At 34.2% G+C, this 18,657-nt stretch carries 13 protein-coding genes; 2 read left to right on the top strand and 11 right to left on the bottom strand.

Annotated elements, in window-relative coordinates; translation table 11 throughout:
• Window positions 1-136 precede the first annotated feature (136 nt).
• Entirely contained in the window at window positions 137-1,111 is a 975-nt protein-coding gene (locus ACJJVI_RS00420) for a VPGUxxT family thioredoxin-like (seleno)protein, type 2 (RefSeq protein WP_052408390.1), read from the top strand.
• Between the two features lie 96 nt (window positions 1,112-1,207).
• On the opposite strand, the gene ACJJVI_RS00415 is transcribed toward ACJJVI_RS00420, so the two are convergent.
• From ACJJVI_RS00415 to ACJJVI_RS00375, 9 genes are all read right to left on the bottom strand, one after another.
• Window positions 1,208-1,657, bottom strand: coding sequence for a hypothetical protein (locus tag ACJJVI_RS00415; RefSeq protein WP_042270666.1), 450 nt, complete (start codon window positions 1,655-1,657; stop codon window positions 1,208-1,210).
• Between the two features lie 187 nt (window positions 1,658-1,844).
• Window positions 1,845-3,755: an acetate--CoA ligase gene (acs, locus tag ACJJVI_RS00410; RefSeq protein ID WP_042248483.1), complete on the bottom strand. Its 1,911-nt coding sequence runs from the start codon at window positions 3,753-3,755 to the stop codon at window positions 1,845-1,847.
• Between the two features lie 25 nt (window positions 3,756-3,780).
• The gene (locus tag ACJJVI_RS00405; protein WP_405349670.1) at window positions 3,781-5,676 is read right to left on the bottom strand and encodes an acetate--CoA ligase; all 1,896 of its coding nucleotides are present in this window, start codon (window positions 5,674-5,676) and stop codon (window positions 3,781-3,783) included.
• A 2-nt stretch (window positions 5,677-5,678) separates the two neighbouring features.
• Entirely contained in the window at window positions 5,679-6,044 is a 366-nt protein-coding gene (locus ACJJVI_RS00400; RefSeq protein ID WP_036580003.1) for a response regulator transcription factor, read from the bottom strand.
• Window positions 6,045-6,048: 4 nt separating this feature from the next.
• Window positions 6,049-8,727 (bottom strand): ATP-binding protein, encoded by a 2,679-nt coding sequence (locus tag ACJJVI_RS00395; protein ID WP_405349667.1) that lies wholly within the window; start codon window positions 8,725-8,727, stop codon window positions 6,049-6,051.
• Window positions 8,728-9,037: 310 nt separating this feature from the next.
• Window positions 9,038-10,828, bottom strand: a complete 1,791-nt coding sequence (locus ACJJVI_RS00390) for a sodium:solute symporter family protein (protein ID WP_036579996.1) — start codon at window positions 10,826-10,828, stop codon at window positions 9,038-9,040.
• Between the two features lie 140 nt (window positions 10,829-10,968).
• Entirely contained in the window at window positions 10,969-11,232 is a 264-nt protein-coding gene (locus ACJJVI_RS00385; protein WP_036579994.1) for a DUF4212 domain-containing protein, read from the bottom strand.
• An 18-nt stretch (window positions 11,233-11,250) separates the two neighbouring features.
• Window positions 11,251-12,495 (bottom strand): hypothetical protein, encoded by a 1,245-nt coding sequence (locus ACJJVI_RS00380; RefSeq protein ID WP_405349664.1) that lies wholly within the window; start codon window positions 12,493-12,495, stop codon window positions 11,251-11,253.
• Between the two features lie 119 nt (window positions 12,496-12,614).
• Window positions 12,615-13,028: a terminase gpP N-terminus-related DNA-binding protein gene (locus ACJJVI_RS00375; RefSeq protein ID WP_006795955.1), complete on the bottom strand. Its 414-nt coding sequence runs from the start codon at window positions 13,026-13,028 to the stop codon at window positions 12,615-12,617.
• 132 nt (window positions 13,029-13,160) lie between these two features.
• Between ACJJVI_RS00375 and ACJJVI_RS00370 the strand changes: the two genes are divergently transcribed.
• The gene (locus ACJJVI_RS00370; protein WP_397301341.1) at window positions 13,161-13,982 is read left to right on the top strand and encodes a hypothetical protein; all 822 of its coding nucleotides are present in this window, start codon (window positions 13,161-13,163) and stop codon (window positions 13,980-13,982) included.
• Here the strand turns inward: ACJJVI_RS00370 and ACJJVI_RS00365 are convergent.
• Both ACJJVI_RS00365 and ACJJVI_RS00360 read right to left on the bottom strand, forming a co-directional pair.
• Window positions 13,979-17,005, bottom strand: a complete 3,027-nt coding sequence (locus ACJJVI_RS00365) for a CHAT domain-containing protein (protein WP_405349661.1) — start codon at window positions 17,003-17,005, stop codon at window positions 13,979-13,981. The two genes, ACJJVI_RS00370 and ACJJVI_RS00365, sit on opposite strands and share 4 nt — an antisense overlap.
• 10 nt (window positions 17,006-17,015) lie before the next feature.
• The gene (locus tag ACJJVI_RS00360) at window positions 17,016-18,620 is read right to left on the bottom strand and encodes a T9SS type A sorting domain-containing protein (protein ID WP_405349660.1); all 1,605 of its coding nucleotides are present in this window, start codon (window positions 18,618-18,620) and stop codon (window positions 17,016-17,018) included.
• Between the last annotated feature and the right edge of the window lie 37 nt (window positions 18,621-18,657).

Here is an 18,657-nt window from a genome sequence, read left to right as displayed (position 1 = left end):
TTTGAGTTAAAGTTAACACGCATTTACAAAAACGTAAACAAAAAAAAACATAAGTGTTTAAAAATCACAATATTGTTATTTAATCGTGACATCTTTAATACGGATTAACTCTAATTTTAATCCAAACAAAAAGGTTATGAAAAATACGGTAAACACTATTATAGCTATAAGCTTAGCACTATACTCAATAGCTACAAGCGCACAAAGAACAGACCCAAAAAATCAAGATAAAGAATTAGGTGCTATAAGCTGGTATAGAGATTATTCAACCGCGTTACAATTATCTAAAGAATACAATAAACCAGTTCTTATTTTATTTCAAGAAGTTCCAGGATGCGCTACTTGTCGTAATTATGGTCACGATGTATTGAGTAACCCATTGATGACTGAGGCTATTCAAAATGAATTTATTCCATTAGCTATTTTTAATAATAAAGGCGGAAAGGATAAAGATGTATTAAAAATCTATAAAGAACCTGCATGGAATAATCCCGTGGTACGCATTGTAGATTATGATGGTGTAGATATCGTAGATCGCGTGGGAAATGATTACAGTGCCCAAGGATTATATAGTGCAATGGAAAATGCTTTAAAAGTTTGCAAAAAAGAGATTCCACAGTACATGAAAATTTTAGCAAAAGAACTTTATGGCTATATCAATTCTAGGAACAAAGAAACCTACTACAGCATGTACTGTTTCTGGAGTGGCGAGAAGCTATTAGGTACACAACCTGGTATATTGAATACCGAGGCAGGATTTATGAATGGTTATGAAGTAGTAAAAGTAACCTATGACAACACTGCGGTAAACATTAATGATTTAAACAGTTATGCAAGTAGTCAAGAAATGCGTCCTATTAAAAAGGATCAATCTTACAGAATCAGTTCTAAAGATGAAGATTATTATTTAAAACATAGTAACTACCAGTATTTACCTTTATCTCCTCTACAGCGCACATTGATAAATAGTGCTTTAGGAAATAGAAATGATGCACAACAATATTTAAGTCCACAACAAAGGAAATGGTATGCAGAATCTCGTAAAACTGATAAAACTCTGTATTTATCACCCTTTGGACAAGCTTGGAAAGAAAGGACGTACCGTTCTTAATTTAAGTATACTAAAGACTTCCTTAAAAAATGAATACGAAAACACCTAACAACGTCGTCAATTTGTTAGGTGTTTTTCATATTTATATGAATGTAATTACAGCACATCTGGTAAAGCCTCAATTCTACCATAAAATGTGGTAGGTCTTACAGCTTCATAAAGATTAGTATAAGAAACATCTGATTCAATAATATCTTTTAATGATGGCATTTGAGCACTGAGCTTAGTTACAAATTCTGTTGAATCACTACTTTGATTTGCCGTTCTTCTAATCAGTTTTAAGTACTCTACTTCCGTTAGTGCTAGACGATATTCATCACTCGTAAATACTAAGCTATCTTGACCATTTCTAGCGGCACGCAGTGCTTTCCTAAATTTAAATCGATCACTGTTACTTATTTCACTATTTAGCAGTATAAAATCATTTAACTCTACTTTTGCTGATCCTAAATAAATTTCATCTAATTGATCTTGAAAAACTTGTGCATTACTATGAATGGATAAAAAAAACACTAATGCTGTTGTTATTTTTATAAATGTTTTCATGACTATGTATATTACTTATTATTATAGTGCAAATTTAAAACCAACAGATAGTAAAACACGTGAACATCTTTCATCTAAAATGATATATTATTCCCCAAAAAAAACCACGTAAACAAATTTTGAATTTATTTACGTGGTGTTTATTTGGTACGCTTTCGCGAAAGCGAAATACAATTTATTTACAGCACTAAATAAGCGCTTTTTCTATAATATCTTCAACAACTTCGGGATTAAGAAGAGTACTTATATCACCTAGATTAGAGGTGTCATTACATGCAATCTTTCTTAAAATACGGCGCATAATTTTACCGCTGCGAGTTTTTGGCAGACCTTGAGTAAATTGAATTTTATCCAGTTTTGCGATAGCTCCTATACGATCTGCGATCAATTGATTGATTTCTTTACGCAGATTATCATGATCTCTTCCTTCTCCTGTTTCTTTCAAAGTAATATAACCATACAAAGCATTTCCTTTAATATCGTGTGGAAAACCTACAATGGCACTTTCTGCCACTGCAGGATGCTCATTTATCGCATCTTCTATAGGTGCTGTTCCCAAATTATGACCGCTAATAATGATTACATCGTCTACACGACCTGTAATTCTATAATATCCTACAGCATCTCTTAATGCGCCATCTCCAGTAAAGTACATGTTTTCAAAACTATTGAAATAGGTGTTTTTATATCTTTCATGGTCGCCATAAATAGAACGCGCCATGGATGGCCATGGATATTTAATGGTTAATCTTCCTTCTACCTGATTTCCCTTTATTTCTTTACCTTTTTCATCCATTAGTGCTAGTTGAATACCTGGTAATGGTAAGGTGGCATATGTAGGTATGGTAGGTGTAGAGTATGGTATAGGTGAGATCATGATTCCGCCAGTTTCTGTTTGAAACCACGTGTCTGCTATAGGGCTATTTTTCTTCCCGACATTATCATTATACCAGTGCCACGCTTCTTCATTAATAGGTTCGCCAACGGTACCTAAAACTTTAAGAGAGCTCAAATCATGATTTTCTACAAAGCTTATATTTTCTTTAGCGAGCGCTCTAATTGCAGTAGGCGCAGTATAGAATTGTGTGACCTTGTGTTTTTCTACTATTTCCCAGAATCTACCATAGTCAGGATATGACGGCACGCCTTCAAACATGACAGATGTGGCACCATTTGCTAAAGGTCCATAAACAATATAACTATGGCCAGTGATCCAACCTATATCTGCAGTACACCAGTAGATGTCATTTTCTCGATATTGAAATACATTTTTAAAGGTATATGCTGTATAAACCATGTAACCTGCCGTGGTATGCACCATTCCCTTAGGCTTACCTGTTGATCCTGAAGTATATAAAATGAATAATGGGTCTTCGGCATCCATAACTGTAGCCTTACAGGTAGGACTTGCTTCATCTAACAAAGGTTGTAACCATATGTCACGTCCTTCTTTCATCACTACGTCACTATTGATTCTATTTACAACAAATGATTTTTTAATACCTGGACAGCTCTCTAAAGCTTCATCAACAATACTTTTAAGATCAATAGTTTTTTTACCACGATAGCTACCATCACTACATATAATAGTTTCACAATCACAATCATTAATACGTGTCGCTAGCGCTGTAGAACTGAATCCAGCAAATACTACTGAGTGTATGGCACCTATTCTTGCACAAGCTAATATAGCGACCGCTAGTTCTGGTATCATAGGTAAATAAACACAAACACGATCGCCTTTATTAATCCCTTGAGACTTTAAAACATTTGCAAATCTAGAAACACGTTCATGCAACTCTCGGTAAGTTATGTGCTGTGATTCTTCATCTGGATTATTAGGCTCGAATATAATAGCGGTTTTATCTGCTCTAGTAGCTAAGTGTCTATCCAGACAATTCTCTGTAATATTAAGTTTTGCACCTTCAAACCACTTCACTTCTGGTTTTGAAAAATCCCAGCTTAAGACCTTATCCCATTTCTTACGCCACAGGAAATGTTCTTCGGCTATTTCTTCCCAGAAATTCTCTGGATTACGTACTGATTTTCTATAAACTTGCCAGTATTCTTCGAGGTGTTTTATGTGATAATTACTCATAATTATAAATTAATGGGTTAGTTTTTTATTGAAATTTTCCGATTCTGTGCGACTTATAAATATCTTGAATCTCGCTTATGATTTGAATGTCATTTAGTGTTGACGGCACTTTAAAATCATCTACGTCTGCTATGTTGCGCAACAATTTGCGCATAATTTTACCACTGCGTGTTTTAGGTAATCGATTAACAACTAAAACATTTCTAAGAGAAGCAACAGCGCCTATCTCTTCTCGTACATTTAAAACAATTTGATTTTGTATTTGATCTAATTGATTTGAGGTTTTGCTTTTCAACACGATTAAACCTAGCGGCTGCTGTCCTTTTAAATCACAATGAATACCAAAAACAGCACACTCTGCGACATCGGTATGATTAGAGACGACTTCTTCCATCTCGGCAGTAGAAAGTCGGTGACCTGCAACATTGATAATATCATCCACACGACCTGTTACAAACACATAACCATCCGAATCTTTATAGCCACCATCGCCAGAAAAATAAAAGTCAGGGAATCTTTCTAAATATCCTTTTTTAAATCGCTCTGTATTGCCCCAGATATTCTTTAACGTACCTGGTGGCAAAGGAAGTTTTATAGCGATATAACCTTCTTCGTCAGGTTTTGTTTCAAGGCCGTTTTCATTTAAAATCTGGATATCATATCCACAAACTGGTTTTCCTGCGCTACCTACTTTACTTTCTAATAACTCTACGCCTACCATATTGGCTAGCATAGGCCAGCCACTTTCAGTCTGCCACCAGTGGTCTATTACTGGTATACCAAGGTGTTTTTTAGTCCATAATAGCGTCGCAGCATCACAACGTTCTCCAGCTAGAAATTGATATTTTAAAGATGAGAGATCATACTTTTTAATATATTCTCCATCAGGATCTTCTTTTTTAATTGCTCTTATAGCAGTAGGAGCCGTGAACATGACACTGACATTGTGCTCACTAATCACACGCCAAAACGTACTCGCATCTGGCGTCTTTATAGGTTTACCTTCAAATAATATTGTCGTATTGCGATTGATCAGTGGTCCGTAAACAATGTAACTGTGCCCTACTACCCAACCTACATCACTTGCTGCCCAGTAAGTTTCACCTTCATCAACACCATATATTTTTTTCATAGAAAACTTAAGAGCTGTTGCATAACCACCAGTATCTCTTATAATCCCTTTAGGTGTTCCTGTAGTACCTGATGTATATAATATATATGAAGGATGTGTAGATGGTAATTCAACAGCTGCTGTTATTTTAGAATCGGCAACTAATTGCTGATAATCCACATCATAAGGTTTTTGATCCATTACCGCCGCCTCTTCTCTTTTAAACAGGATTACTTTCTCTGGTTTAAAATCTGCTTTTTCAATCGCTATATCCACAAACGGTTTATATGGAATGACGCGGTTTATTTCTATACCATGTGAAGCTGTAATAATAGCTTTGGGTTTACAATCATTAATACGTATCGCTAATTCATGAGGTGCAAAACCACCAAAAACAACTGAGTGAATAACACCTAATCTAGCACATGCTAACATTGCAAACACTGCTTGTGGTATCATGGGCATGTAGAGCAAACAAGTATCTCCCTTTTCAAGACCTAGTGATTTTAATCCACCTGCAAGTCTAGATACCTCATCATATAATTGATTGAATGTAAATGATTCCTTTTTGTGGGTTACTGGGCTATCATATACAACAGCAAGTTGCTCGCCATATCCATCATTGATATGCTTATCGATACACAAGTAACTCAAATTTGTAGTTCCATCATTAAACCACTGGTAATAATCATTTGAGTCTTTAGATAAAATTTCTTGAGGCTTCTTGAACCACTCAATTTCGTTACTCTGAGTTTCCCAAAATAATTCAGGCGATTTTAAACTTTGTTTATAGAGGCTATCGTAATTCATAACTATGCACGTATTAAATGATCAACTGCTGTAATTAATTTTTTAACAGAAAAAGGCTTCGTGAAATACTCGTCAGCACCTAGCTTAAGACCTTTTTCTATATCTGCAGCTTTACTTTTTGCAGATAAGAATATGACTTTCGCTTTCGCGAAAGCGGGATTATTTTTTATCATCCCAATGGTCTCATAACCATCTACCTGTGGCATCATGACGTCTAGAATAACTAAATCAGGAATCTCTCTTTCCATAATAACCAGCGCCTCACTTCCATCACGAGCGATGAAAACTGAATATCCTTGCTTCTTAAATGCATATTCTAGAGACATCACGATATTAGGTTCATCATCAACAATTAAAATCTTCTTCATATTCCTAATTTTTAAATTCTACTATAAATCGAGCACCATCAATAAAATCAGGATCGACCCTAATACTACCATGATGACTTTCTATAATGTGACGGCTTATTGCTAATCCCATACCACTTCCCATGGGCTTTTTTACATTTTGGTTATTGGACTGATAAAATTTATCAAAAATGAACTCCATATCCTCTTGAGGTATGCCTTTTCCATTATCTTCAAAAATCATTAATACAGTTGTATCTGTTAATTGAGTCTTCACTTTTATAACTCCATCTTTACTTGAAACAAATTTTATACTGTTAGAAAGGAGATTAGTGAATACTTGCAGAATACGATCCTCATCATAATAAAGATTTATGGATTCTATTTCATTAACATCAATCTTAACTTGTTTTTTAAGAGCTAATTGATAAACACCATCTACAGCTTTATGGAGAGTATCTTTTAATGAGTGTTGTTTTTTATCCATCACTTCTCGTCCATTAGATAGTTTTTCAAGATCTAAAATATTTGTAATTAATGCTGCCAGACGATCAGAATCATTAACGATGTTATCTAGAAATTTTTTCTTTAATTCGACAGGCATATCATCATCGTCAAATAAAATTTCACTTGCTGCTCTAATGGACGCTGTAGGCGTTTTTAACTCATGAGCTACAGTATCTAAAAACTCATCTTTCTGTCTATCTTTTTCAACAAGTGCTTGATTTGCATTTTTAAGTCTATCGCTTAAACGTTTTAAATCATGTGATTGCTGTTGCAATTGCTTATTAATAGTAATGGTTTTCTTATTTTCTTCTAAAATTTTAAGTACTTCGGGTAGTGAAACTGGTTGCTCTTTAACAACACTACTAATCATTAATTTTGCACTTGCAGCTCCTATAGAACCGGTCAGTAATTTTTCTGAAAAATTAACGAGTCTAGCATCTGCCTTTTCTTCTTGTGGATCAATATCATATTTGCGATAAAATAAATTTAATGCTCTCGTAGTACGTTTTTCTCCTAGAAATCTGATTAATGCTTTTCTGATCTCAGACACATAGGCTTCACCTCTCCAGACGAAAGCATTTTCTTGCAACTCTCCATAGCTCGATGCATTAACAACCAGTTCTGCATAATTGCGCTCTCTATAATCACCTTTTTGTAATACAGAAAAAACCAAATAGAACATCACATTAAACACCATAGACCAGAAAAATGCATGAGTTACTGGTGGCATAAAGTCAACACCAAATAGCTCATATGGTTTTAAAAGTGCAATACCTCCTGGACCGTTTGTTATAAGAGAGCTACCTTCTACAAATACCTCTGTTATAAACGGCAACACTAATGTGTAAAAAGTAACTAAAGAACCTACAATTATACCTGTCTTTGCAGCAATAGCACTTCCTCGATTCCAAAACAATCCTATAAAAAAGGCAGGTGCTAATTGCGCAATAATTACAAAAGCAATCAAGCCTATACTAAACAATGATAATTCAATATTGAAATTTACATAAAAGAAATAGGCACCTATGATTAGTATAAAAATAGAAGCTCTACGTACATTTTTTATACGCTGTGCATTACGTTTAGGATTACTATCATTAAGTGCTTTTATAAAGCCATAAGGAATAATTAAATTATTACTAATCATTGTACTTAATGCTAATGCACTAACGACAACCATTGAGATGACCGAAGAAAGACCACCTAAAAAAACCATAAGTCCTAAGAACTTATGACCATGTGCTAACGGTAAATAAAGCGTGTAATAATCTGGATTTAATTCACCGGATAATAATAGTTTTCCTGCCCATGCTATAAAAATCACAAAGACATTAAACAATAATAAATAAAGCGGAAAAACCCAACTGGCTTTTTTTAAATGATTGACAGATGTATTTTCTACAACACTTACTTGAAATTGACGTGGTAATAAGAAAATTGCAAAAAAGGATAGTGCAATCATAAAGTACCAATTAATACTAGCTTCTATGTTTGAAAATGTCGCTAACTTTTCAAATCCATCTAATGCTGATATTTGGTTATATATATCTGTGGTCCCATCAAACAAGTAGAATGTGACATAAACACCTATAATTAAAAAGAACACTAATTTTAAAACACTTTCTACAGCTACCGTAAAAATTAAACCACTGCGTCTGCGAGAAGCATCTGTTGTTTGTGTACCAAAAAGAGCCACAAAAACCGCTAATAATACAGCGATATAAAAAGTACTATCTGTAAATACGGAAACACTTTTTGAGCTACCTGAAAGAATATCAAATGTTTCAGAAACAGCTTTTAGTTGCAAGGCTATATATGGAAATACAGCAATCACGCAAATAATAGTTACAAGCGCACCGATGGACCTTTTATTACCATATCGCAATGAAATAAAGTCTGCAATACTTGCTACTTGATATTGTTTAGAAATAACCACAATTCTTTTCAAAACGAGAATCCATAAAGGCAGAGCTATAATAGGTCCTAAATAAGTAGTCAAGAAACTAACACCACTAGTGGCTGCGATACCTACACTACCATAATAAGTCCATGCACTGCAGTATACAGCAAGTGACAAGGCATAAACCCATGGATTATGAACCCATTTAGATTTTGACCTGCGATCTGCCCAGATACCTATCGCAAATAGAAGTGATAAATACCCAACAATAACTAATATAATCACATAACTAGCCATACTTTTTAAGAACTGTAAATGTTATTATCACACTCAATAACCACACAAAAAAAATGTAAGCATACAACAAAGGAATCCCTAGTATATCAGTATCATTATTAAAAATGAAAATGACAGGCAGGTTTAAGAAAATAACCAATCCTATCGATAGAATTACAAGTTTTTGTTGATGGCGTTTTTTCATAGTATCGTTTACAAGTAAACTCTTAAGGTAATATTTTTTAGGTTAAAATGAGATGGACTTTTTCTATTACTAACTCTAAATAATATCAGGCAGTACCTTAGGGATGGCACTGCCTGATATTTTAGATTAATGTCCAGTTGCTTCTCCTGCTCCACTAGGTATACGTATGTTTTCAACAATATCTTGCACATCTTGTGGTGGTGGTGATGTAAAATGACAAACCACCAGACTCACTACAAAATTGATTAACATCGCTACACTACCGAAACCTTCTGGAGATATACCAAACCACCACTCGTCTTTACCGGGTAGTACTTCATCAAACCAACCCAACTTGTATTTCATCATATAGATTAACATCGTTAAGATACCTATTACCATTCCTGCAATTGCTCCTTCTTTATTCATACGCTTGTAAAAAATTCCAAGTATTATTGCTGGGAAAAAGGATGCTGCCGCAAGACCAAAGGCCAATGCAACTACTGCTGCCACAAACCCAGGCGGATTAATACCAAAGTAACCTGCAACACATACGGCTCCTACTGCACTTAAACGCGCGGCGATCAATTCTCCTTTTTCTGATATGTTAGGATTCACTACCTTCTTAATTAAATCATGCGATACAGACGATGAAATCACCAGTAATAATCCAGCAGCAGTAGACAGCGCCGCTGCTAGTGCACCAGCAGCAACCAACGCAATCACCCATCCTGGCAGATTAGCTATTTCAGGATTTGCCAGCACCATGATATCTCTATCTACATACAACTCATTTGCAGAAGTCATACTCGCATTTGTTGTAGCTCTGTTGCCTAAGGCTGTACGTACTTTTTCATTAAACATAGGCTTGGATTTATTACCTTCAAATGCATTACCTGGACTATATTGAACGATCCCATCACCATTTTTATCGGCCCAAGCGATTAGCCCTAAATCTTCATAATTTTTTAACCAATCTGGTTGATCTGCATATGACTTACCTACAACACTATCAATCATATTTGTTTTTGCAAATACTGATACGGCTGGTGCCATTGTATATAAAATAGCGATTAGTAGTAATGCCCATCCAGCACTTTTACGAGCATCTTTAACTCTTTTAACGGTAAAGAAACGTACAATAACATGCGGCAATCCGGCCGTTCCTACCATTAATGCTAATGTAATAGCAAACACATCCATCATCGATTTAGAACCATCGGTATAAGCGGCAAACCCTAGTTCAGTACTCAATCCGTCTAGTTTATCTAGTAAATAAGTTCCAGACCCATCAGCTAGGGTACTTCCCATACCTAATTGTGGTATAGGGTTTCCGGTCATTTGAATTGATATGAAAATTGCAGGGACCGTAAAAGCAAATATTAAGACGCAATATTGCGCCACTTGCGTATAAGTGATTCCTTTCATACCGCCTAAAACAGCATAAAATAAAACGATAATCATTCCTATGATAACACCTGTATTGATCTCTACTTCTAAAAATCGCGAGAAAACCAGCCCTACACCACGCATCTGTCCAGCGACATAAGTAAATGAAACTAGCAACGCACAAAACACAGCTACAAGCCTTGCTGTTTTGGAGTAATATCGATCACCTATAAAATCTGGTACTGTAAATTTTCCAAATTTTCTAAGATAAGGCGCTAGCAATAACGCCAACAAAACGTATCCACCTGTCCATCCCATGAGATAAACTGACCCATCATATCCCGCAAAAGCAATAATACCTGCCATAGATATAAACGATGCTGCACTCATCCAGTCTGCTGCAGTAGCCATACCATTTGCAAGTGGTGATACTCCACCACCAGCAACATAAAATTCTTTAGTAGAACCTGCGCGACTCCATATCGCAATCCCTATATAAAGGGTAAAGGTTAGTCCTACAAGTATATAAGTCCACATTTGAACATCCATAATATTAATATTTTGAGTTGTTAGTTGTTGTGTAAGATCTAGATGATTTTATTATTACGCTTTCGCGAAAGCGTAATGTTCCCAATCCAGCACCTACTACAACAGTATATTTTTTAGATTTACTTTAATTCTACTTTTGACTATTCTTCATCATAACCATACTTTTTATCAAGCTTATTCATGATGCGCACGTAAACAAAGATGAGAATGACAAAAACATATATAGAACCTTGTTGTGCAAACCAGAAACCTAGCTTAAAACCGCCTAAACGTATGGTGTCTAACGCATCTTTAAATAGGATACCTGCTCCATAAGAAACGATAAACCAAATGAGTAATAGAATGGATAGATATTTTATGTTTTCTTTCCAGTATGCAATTGCGTTTGCTTTTTTATCTGACATAATTGATTGATTTTAAGATTATAGATATATCATTGCTTGTAGGGTAAGTGTGCCTACAGCATCCAGATTTCCATATTTTTGATTAGAGTACTCGAGTGAAATTTTAGAATTATGACCGCTTAGATAAAGATTACCGCCTATACCATATCGCGTGGCATTATCATCAATGGCATCTATACTGCGAGATGACAATGACAGGTATGGTTGTATTTTAAGATTTGTGTTTTCACTAGGTAATACATATCCCACATGACCATATAACATGGAGCCTGTTTCATAAGTTTGTCCTAAAGTAAAATTAGTACCGTAGTCATTATTCTGATAAGTAGCATATGCTGTTATCGCAGCACCTTTATCACCTACTGGCGCATCATAAAATGCGTCCACCGCAAAAATCGCAACGTCTTCACCTTGAAAATCATTATTATCATCTAGACTTACACTACCATTAGGGTGATAGAAAAAACCAGCTCCAATATTGAAAACTTCCTTACCACCTAAGTAAGAACCGACTTTATAAGGCAAAAAGTTACTTTCTTGATCTAAGAAATGATAGTCAAAATAACCAGCATAATTCTTACCAGCATCTTTACTTCCTAGTATCTCACGACCATTATAAGTAGCGTCATCAACTGCTGGGATTCCATTAACATCAAGACCGTTTGTTAAAGCCTCATTAATCGCAACTCGATATTGCAACCTATCAAACTTACCTTTAAAATAAACTCCCATATGTCGAGCAAACTGATCGCTTAAGCCTATGGTAGCCCAGCTCTGACGATTATTATCTAGCGTCAGCATGTTGAGTGTACTTTGATTATTTAATCTTGAAATACCATTCCAATAATGTAAACCACCACCTACCGCGTGATCGTTACTAAGTGACCATTGTCCCCATACGTCATGAAAAAACAATTGAGAACTATCACTTTTCCCAACTGGATTGAGATTATTTGCGTTCTGACTATTAAGACCAAAATGCGTCAATATTAAAAACTTGTCAGATACCTGTGCATACATTAATACACGAGCACGGCGCATTGAAAAGTTTAAATCACTTTCCTCGTTGCCAAAACTATTTAAAGACTCATTATCGGAATGTTGAGCCCAGAATTGCGCCCAAGAAATAATGCGGAAATATTTAGATCCATCCTCATTAAGCTTCACCTTCATTCCGCCTGTATACTCACTCGAACCTTGAGCAAATCCAACAGCTACTGCAAGAAGAAAAAATGAGAGAAAAAAAGCGTATCTATTTTTCATAAGATATTGTTTTTAAGATTAGTATAAACCATTAGAATTCAATTCTAACCGCACTGCTAACCTCATCAAAATCTTATGTTAATAAAAATTTAATATAGCTATCTGTTAAGTACTATAGTTTAATCTCTAAATCGTTCCCATTGTATAAGCATGAACTTATCACCTAGCTCAGTAACGACAGCGCCTGCACCTTTAATATTGAGTGGATTAGAGAAATACTCACCTAACTCTACAGCATTTAAAATCTTATAAGTAGGATGATATTTTGTATTGCTAGGTCTTTTAATATTATACTTTTTTACCCAATTCAATATACTTACGTGAGATATCCCAAGAATACGTTCTATCTCTCTATATGTCAATCCCTCAAGGTAAAGTTGCAAGGCCTTATTAACGTAGTAATCATCTATCTTTTTACCTATTTTATCTACTGTAAAGAAATAGTTACAATCCTTACATTTATAGCGTTGACGGTTATTAATAATTCCGCTTTTGATATGATTTTCAGACGAACAAGCAGGGCAAACTCTCATAACCTATATTAATTTAGCATAAATATATCAATTTAGCATTAATTTATCTATTCTACTATGATTGTTTTTTATAGTAGCCTTTATAGTTCTCATTTTATTAGTGTTACTTTTGCGTTTTGCACAACAATAAGTATGAAATACTACATATTTACCTTTCTAGTAATTACTATTTTTAATCAGTCATTTTCACAAGTAGAACCGGTTAATACATCAGGTCGCAAAGGAGATTTTTACATTTATTGGGGTTGGAACTTATCTGCCTATAGTAAATCAGATATTACATTTACAGGCGACAACTATGACTTTACTCTTGAAGATGTAGTGGCTTATGATCGTCAATCAGATTTTGATCCTAAAAAATATCTAAATCCTGGTAGTATAACCATACCTCAATACAATTTTAGAATAGGATATTTTATAAACGACAAGTATAATATCTCTATAGGAGCAGATCATATGAAATATGTTATGCTAAGAGATCAAACCGTGCGTATTAATGGTCGCATAGACGATACCTCTACCCTATATAACGGCGTTTATAATAATGAGGAGATATCGCTAGATCGCTCGTTTTTACAGTTTGAACATACTGATGGGCTTAACTATGTTAATATAGGATTGCGTCGCATGGACCATTTGTGGGATTATAAATTCTTTAGCCTTCAAGCGGTCACTGGTCTTGAAGGAGGAATCATTATTCCTAAAACAAATACTAAATTATTGGGCCGCCAGCGTTATGATGAGTTTCACGTATCAGGATATGGCTTAAGTGCTGTGCTAGGTATTAATTTTGAGTTTTTTGAGCACTTCTTTGTTCAAACAGAATTAAAAGGTGGTTATATCAACATGAATGATATCAGAACTACTGCTGACACTTCAGATTCTGCAAGTCAGAGTTTTCTATTCCGTCAGGTAAATATGGTATTTGGAGCTCGTTTTAAACTGTGGGATTAGGGTTTCCTCACGACTTTCAGACCTTTATTAATACGCTTTCGCGAAAGCGAGATTAGTACAAACACCATCACAATTATTAAACCTATGGCTAGATAATAATACCATGGTGTGGGAAAAATAATAGGACTGGTGTCGCCAGTAATTATAAATCCTGCCCAATAATAAGGATGCTTTAAATCTTCCTCTATCTGGTTTCTTAGATAATCTTGTTTAGCTTTTTTAAGCGCTACATCTTTACGATCTCCGTCTTTAAGGTGAGTATAAAAGCTTTTCATAATAATAGAGGTCTCTCGATCTGGAACACGCCATAAACTAGTTAAGGTTGCGCGAGCACCAGCATATTGAAATGCACGAGATAGACTCAAGGTACCTTCTATAGGATCTACTTTACCATAAGCAGTATTACATGCACTTAGTGTTATCAATTGTGAATCTAAAGACAGGTTATACACCTCTCTAAGTTTTAAATAGTCATCATCCGTTTCTCCTTGAAAAAGTAGTTTTCCTTCATTATCATTTTCAGGATTTACCACAGCATGCATAGCTAGGTGATGCATGTTATAATCAGGAGCCTCTTTTAAAAAATTTTGTTTAGTTGCATTTGCGGCCTCCATATTTCTTGAATTAAATATTTTATTGATATAGGAAGTCTCTTCTTTTGCATAGGGCAATTCAAATTTACCGGACCTGACAAGAGTTTCTGCTGTGTGATTACGTTTTTCGTTATAATCAGGTCTAAAAACAATTGCTTTAAGAGTTTGATTTTCATTGTGTTTACTAACAGTGTTTATGGATGTAATATAACTTCCTACTTGTTCAGGACTAACTAGGTACTCCACTGGCAATGGATTTAATGTAATATCAGGGATTATTTTTATAAAGTTTTTGCCATTTGTTTTAGAAACAACTTTTTTAGATAAAATATTTCGTTTTTTAAAATTGAAATCTGAATTCTTGCTATGTTTTAATATGTTTTCATAGTCTTTTTTTGAAGCCACGTAGGATATATCAATATTATTTTTGGTAAGAATGAAAGCGTAGATATCTTTTTCATCACTATCTAGTTTTATGATAGCATCACTTTGATCCATGTTTTTTAAAAAGCTATCCATATCTAAATTGGTATTTTGTATCATATGGAAGCTTGGTGCTTTGACACTTATAGAATCAACTAAATTTTTCAATTCTCTTTGGTGCAATGCGTATTGAGATTCCCAAAAATCATTGTCACTATCTAGTGTTTTATTATTTAATCTTTCTAAGTCAATTTGAATTTGATTTTTTAAATACTCTAAAGTCTTTCCTAAATGGGAAATGTCGTGTTTTTTTAAAAGATCGTTAATACTTAGTTTTTTATGAAGCAAAGGCTGTTGTAGTTCTTGAATACTCAATAAAACCATTTTTAAATGATTTTTAGTCAGTTTATTGTTTGTGTATGCTAATCGTAATAGGTTTTCTTTTATTTCATTTTGAACTTCAATATCTTGATCACTAGGTTGATTACCTATATAACTTTTTAGTATAGCAGATGCTAAAAAATACAAAGGCAATACCTCAATCATGTGTTCAGGATTTTGTTCATTATAACGCTTAATGGTATTTGCTATTTTAAGACAGTCAGTAACGTTTTGAGGTATACCGTTCACTTTAGAATAAGCATCGCGGCTAGTATTTATGTCGTAGCCATTGATATTGTAAGATTTAAACAAATCTTTTAAAATTCTAACAGCTGTCTCTTTTGTGCCATAATTCAAAGCATATCGTATTTCATAACCTAACAGAATTCTATCTTGACTTATTTGAGATATTTTTTCATTGTACATAAAAAATTGATCTAAATAGAATCTAAGTTTTTCTGGATCTTCTTGCTTCTCATAATAAATGAGCAGTTTATTAATACTAAATAGTGGATGAGTTTGTTGATCAGTTTCTGCATCATCCACCAGTTTAATGGCTTTTTCGTACCATGCAACGGCTTCTTTACCATCTCCAAATTTACGGTACGCATATCTTGAAGTTATCTCACTTAAAATACCCAGACATTTATTTTCTATATAATGTTTCTTCTCTATCTCCTTAAAATTACTGTTTTTTTGAACCAAATTATTGTGAAATACAGCTTGACTATACATACTGTCTATTTCTTTTTCATCTAATTTTTGCTTAGATCTAAATTTTCTAAGGCAGTAAACTAGATTTGCGTAATTATCTACTGGATGGTAAAAGTCTTTAAAATGATTATTATAGAAGATGGCTTTATCCTGTTGATTATTAATAAAATAATATTCCGATAGTTTAAATGCTAGGTTTGACAAATAATAGTTAATTTCAAAATCGTAGTATGGATTTTTTGGAGTTGATGAGTTATTTTTATAATTAGATACAGACTCCATTTGACTAAGAAAAAAAGGCTCAGCTTCCGTAATCCATTTTTCAATAGCAGCAAAATCGCCTAGTTCTTGATATATCGAGTATTCAGAACTCATTGCATTAAGCAAATACTGTAAATATTCTATACTTTGTTTATTTACTTCAGGAAAAGACTCTAGTTGCTTGCTTGCTAGATCTTTTTGCGGCCTTACGCCTTCGTAAAGAGCTTTTCTCAAAAGACTATTATCCAAAGAATATCGAGAAATAAAATGATAGTCAGAAAGAAGCTTTAAAGTATCCGTTTGTGAATATGACTGTTGTAATAAAATAACTTTTTCTAATTGATTAAGAGACTCATCCATCTTTAGATTTAATCCTTTGAATTGAGCGTCATATCGGTAAAGTTTAATTAAGAAAGCCGTGTCATGTTTTTTAATAGAATTAGTGATTGCTAATGCACTATCTAATTTTTGACGTATCTGTTTATTTGAATATTTTATAAAGTCAATAGTAGTTTCTTTATAAAGTTTTTTAGCTTTTTCGAGCTCCTGAGAGACTTGGCTTTTTGGCAATTCTTTTTCCACCTCTTTATTCTCACAACTACAAATTAGTGTGATGATAAAGATGCTTATTATGAGTTGACTAAATTTCATTAATGAATCACTATTCCTTTATAAATTTAATAACTTCTTTTCTTTCAGGCATTTCTATTTCTATAAAATATAAACCTTTAGAAAAATCAGTTATAGAAATGGATTGATCACTGCTATGATTTTTCTTTTTAAAAACCTGTTTTCCTATGGCATCATAAATAGATAATGAAAAAACATGATTAAGACCCGTGATATAAATTTCATTTAAGGCAGGATTGGGATATACATTTACAGCTGTTAATTCCTGTTCAGTCTCATTAAAGGTGGCTGTCCCATAAAACTGACCATAGATTTCAAATTCGCCGTTTACCATCATGCTTTGAGTAGATGTGTCTTCGGCTTTGTAAACCGTAAGTAAAGCACCATCTCCGTTACTGACTATTCTAGGTTGCGTTGCGCTTCCTGCAGCAGCCACAGGCGCTTCAGATACTCTAAGTAAATTTGCACCTACCGTTCCAGTAGAAGATACGGAACGCATGAATATTTCTCTTTCATTTCTATCACTAAAGAATGGGTTAGCTTGAAAAACAACATAAAACATATTGTCTGATGGCAACCATTCAACATGAGGAGCCACTGCATCTAATCTGGTATCGCTGCCACCTACTTGACTTATTTCAAATTCAGGCACTAGTAGGTTCATTGTAGCATCGTAAATCACTCCAAAAACGTCATATTCTCCTTGAGTAGAATTATCTGCTTCATAAACAAATAGATAAGAATTGTCTATATTACTATGAGCTGCTCTAACCGATTTGTTAGCAAAACCTGAATTACCTATTGCACCTCTATTACTCAATCGTACGGTATTACCTATGACACCTGTTTGACTTACTATTGTTGCATAGGCCTCTTCTTCATTTGTTATAGGAGAAGCGACATAGGTAACAACATAATCATTAGAAAGCGGATTAAATATAATGTCTGGAATTGATCCATTAGTTTGCGCACCAGCAGTGGTTGAATTAGTGATATCAAAAGCATTCCCTAATAATACACCTGTATTAGAGATTCTCTGACCCGTAATTTCTATTCGAGCAGGCGTTGTGCTGGTCGATAAAATCCTAGAAATAAATATGGCCAAATATTCATTCAAATTTGGATTATAAGCTATTGCTGGAGACCTACCATCTTCATTTGCAGCCGTAAAACTTATTCTAAAATCGGTAGTATTTATCGTCCCGTCTTGGTTAACGATTACTCCATAAGCTTCAGTTTTATTACTATTAAAATCACCTTGATATACAACCAAATAGTTATTATCTGTAGTATTAAAAGTTATTCTAGGATGAAGATTACGGCGCTGATTATTTCCTAAGTTTAATGATGATATTAATATGTCGTTACCTAGAATATTACCATTGAGATCTGTAAAACGACCTATTATTTGATTATTGTTATTTACAACTCCATTTTGATCGGTATCATCGCTATCCCATACTACTAGGTAATTTTGAGATGTAATGTTATAAGCTAGGTCTGGAAAGTCAACTTCTGTAGCCGTACTGCCAAAACCGCCAGCATCACTGATTCTAAAATCATTAGGTCCATAGAATTGTGCACTAGAAAATTGTATGGTAATAAATAAAAGTAAATAGGTTGTAAAGTTCTTCATGAGAGGTCATTTTCCTCTTAATGCAAACACGTTTGTA

Origin of the sequence: Nonlabens sp. Asnod3-H03, assembly GCF_045063665.1 — a bacterium.
Classification (GTDB): domain Bacteria; phylum Bacteroidota; class Bacteroidia; order Flavobacteriales; family Flavobacteriaceae; genus Nonlabens; species Nonlabens ulvanivorans.
This window is presented reverse-complemented; position numbering and strand designations above follow the sequence as displayed.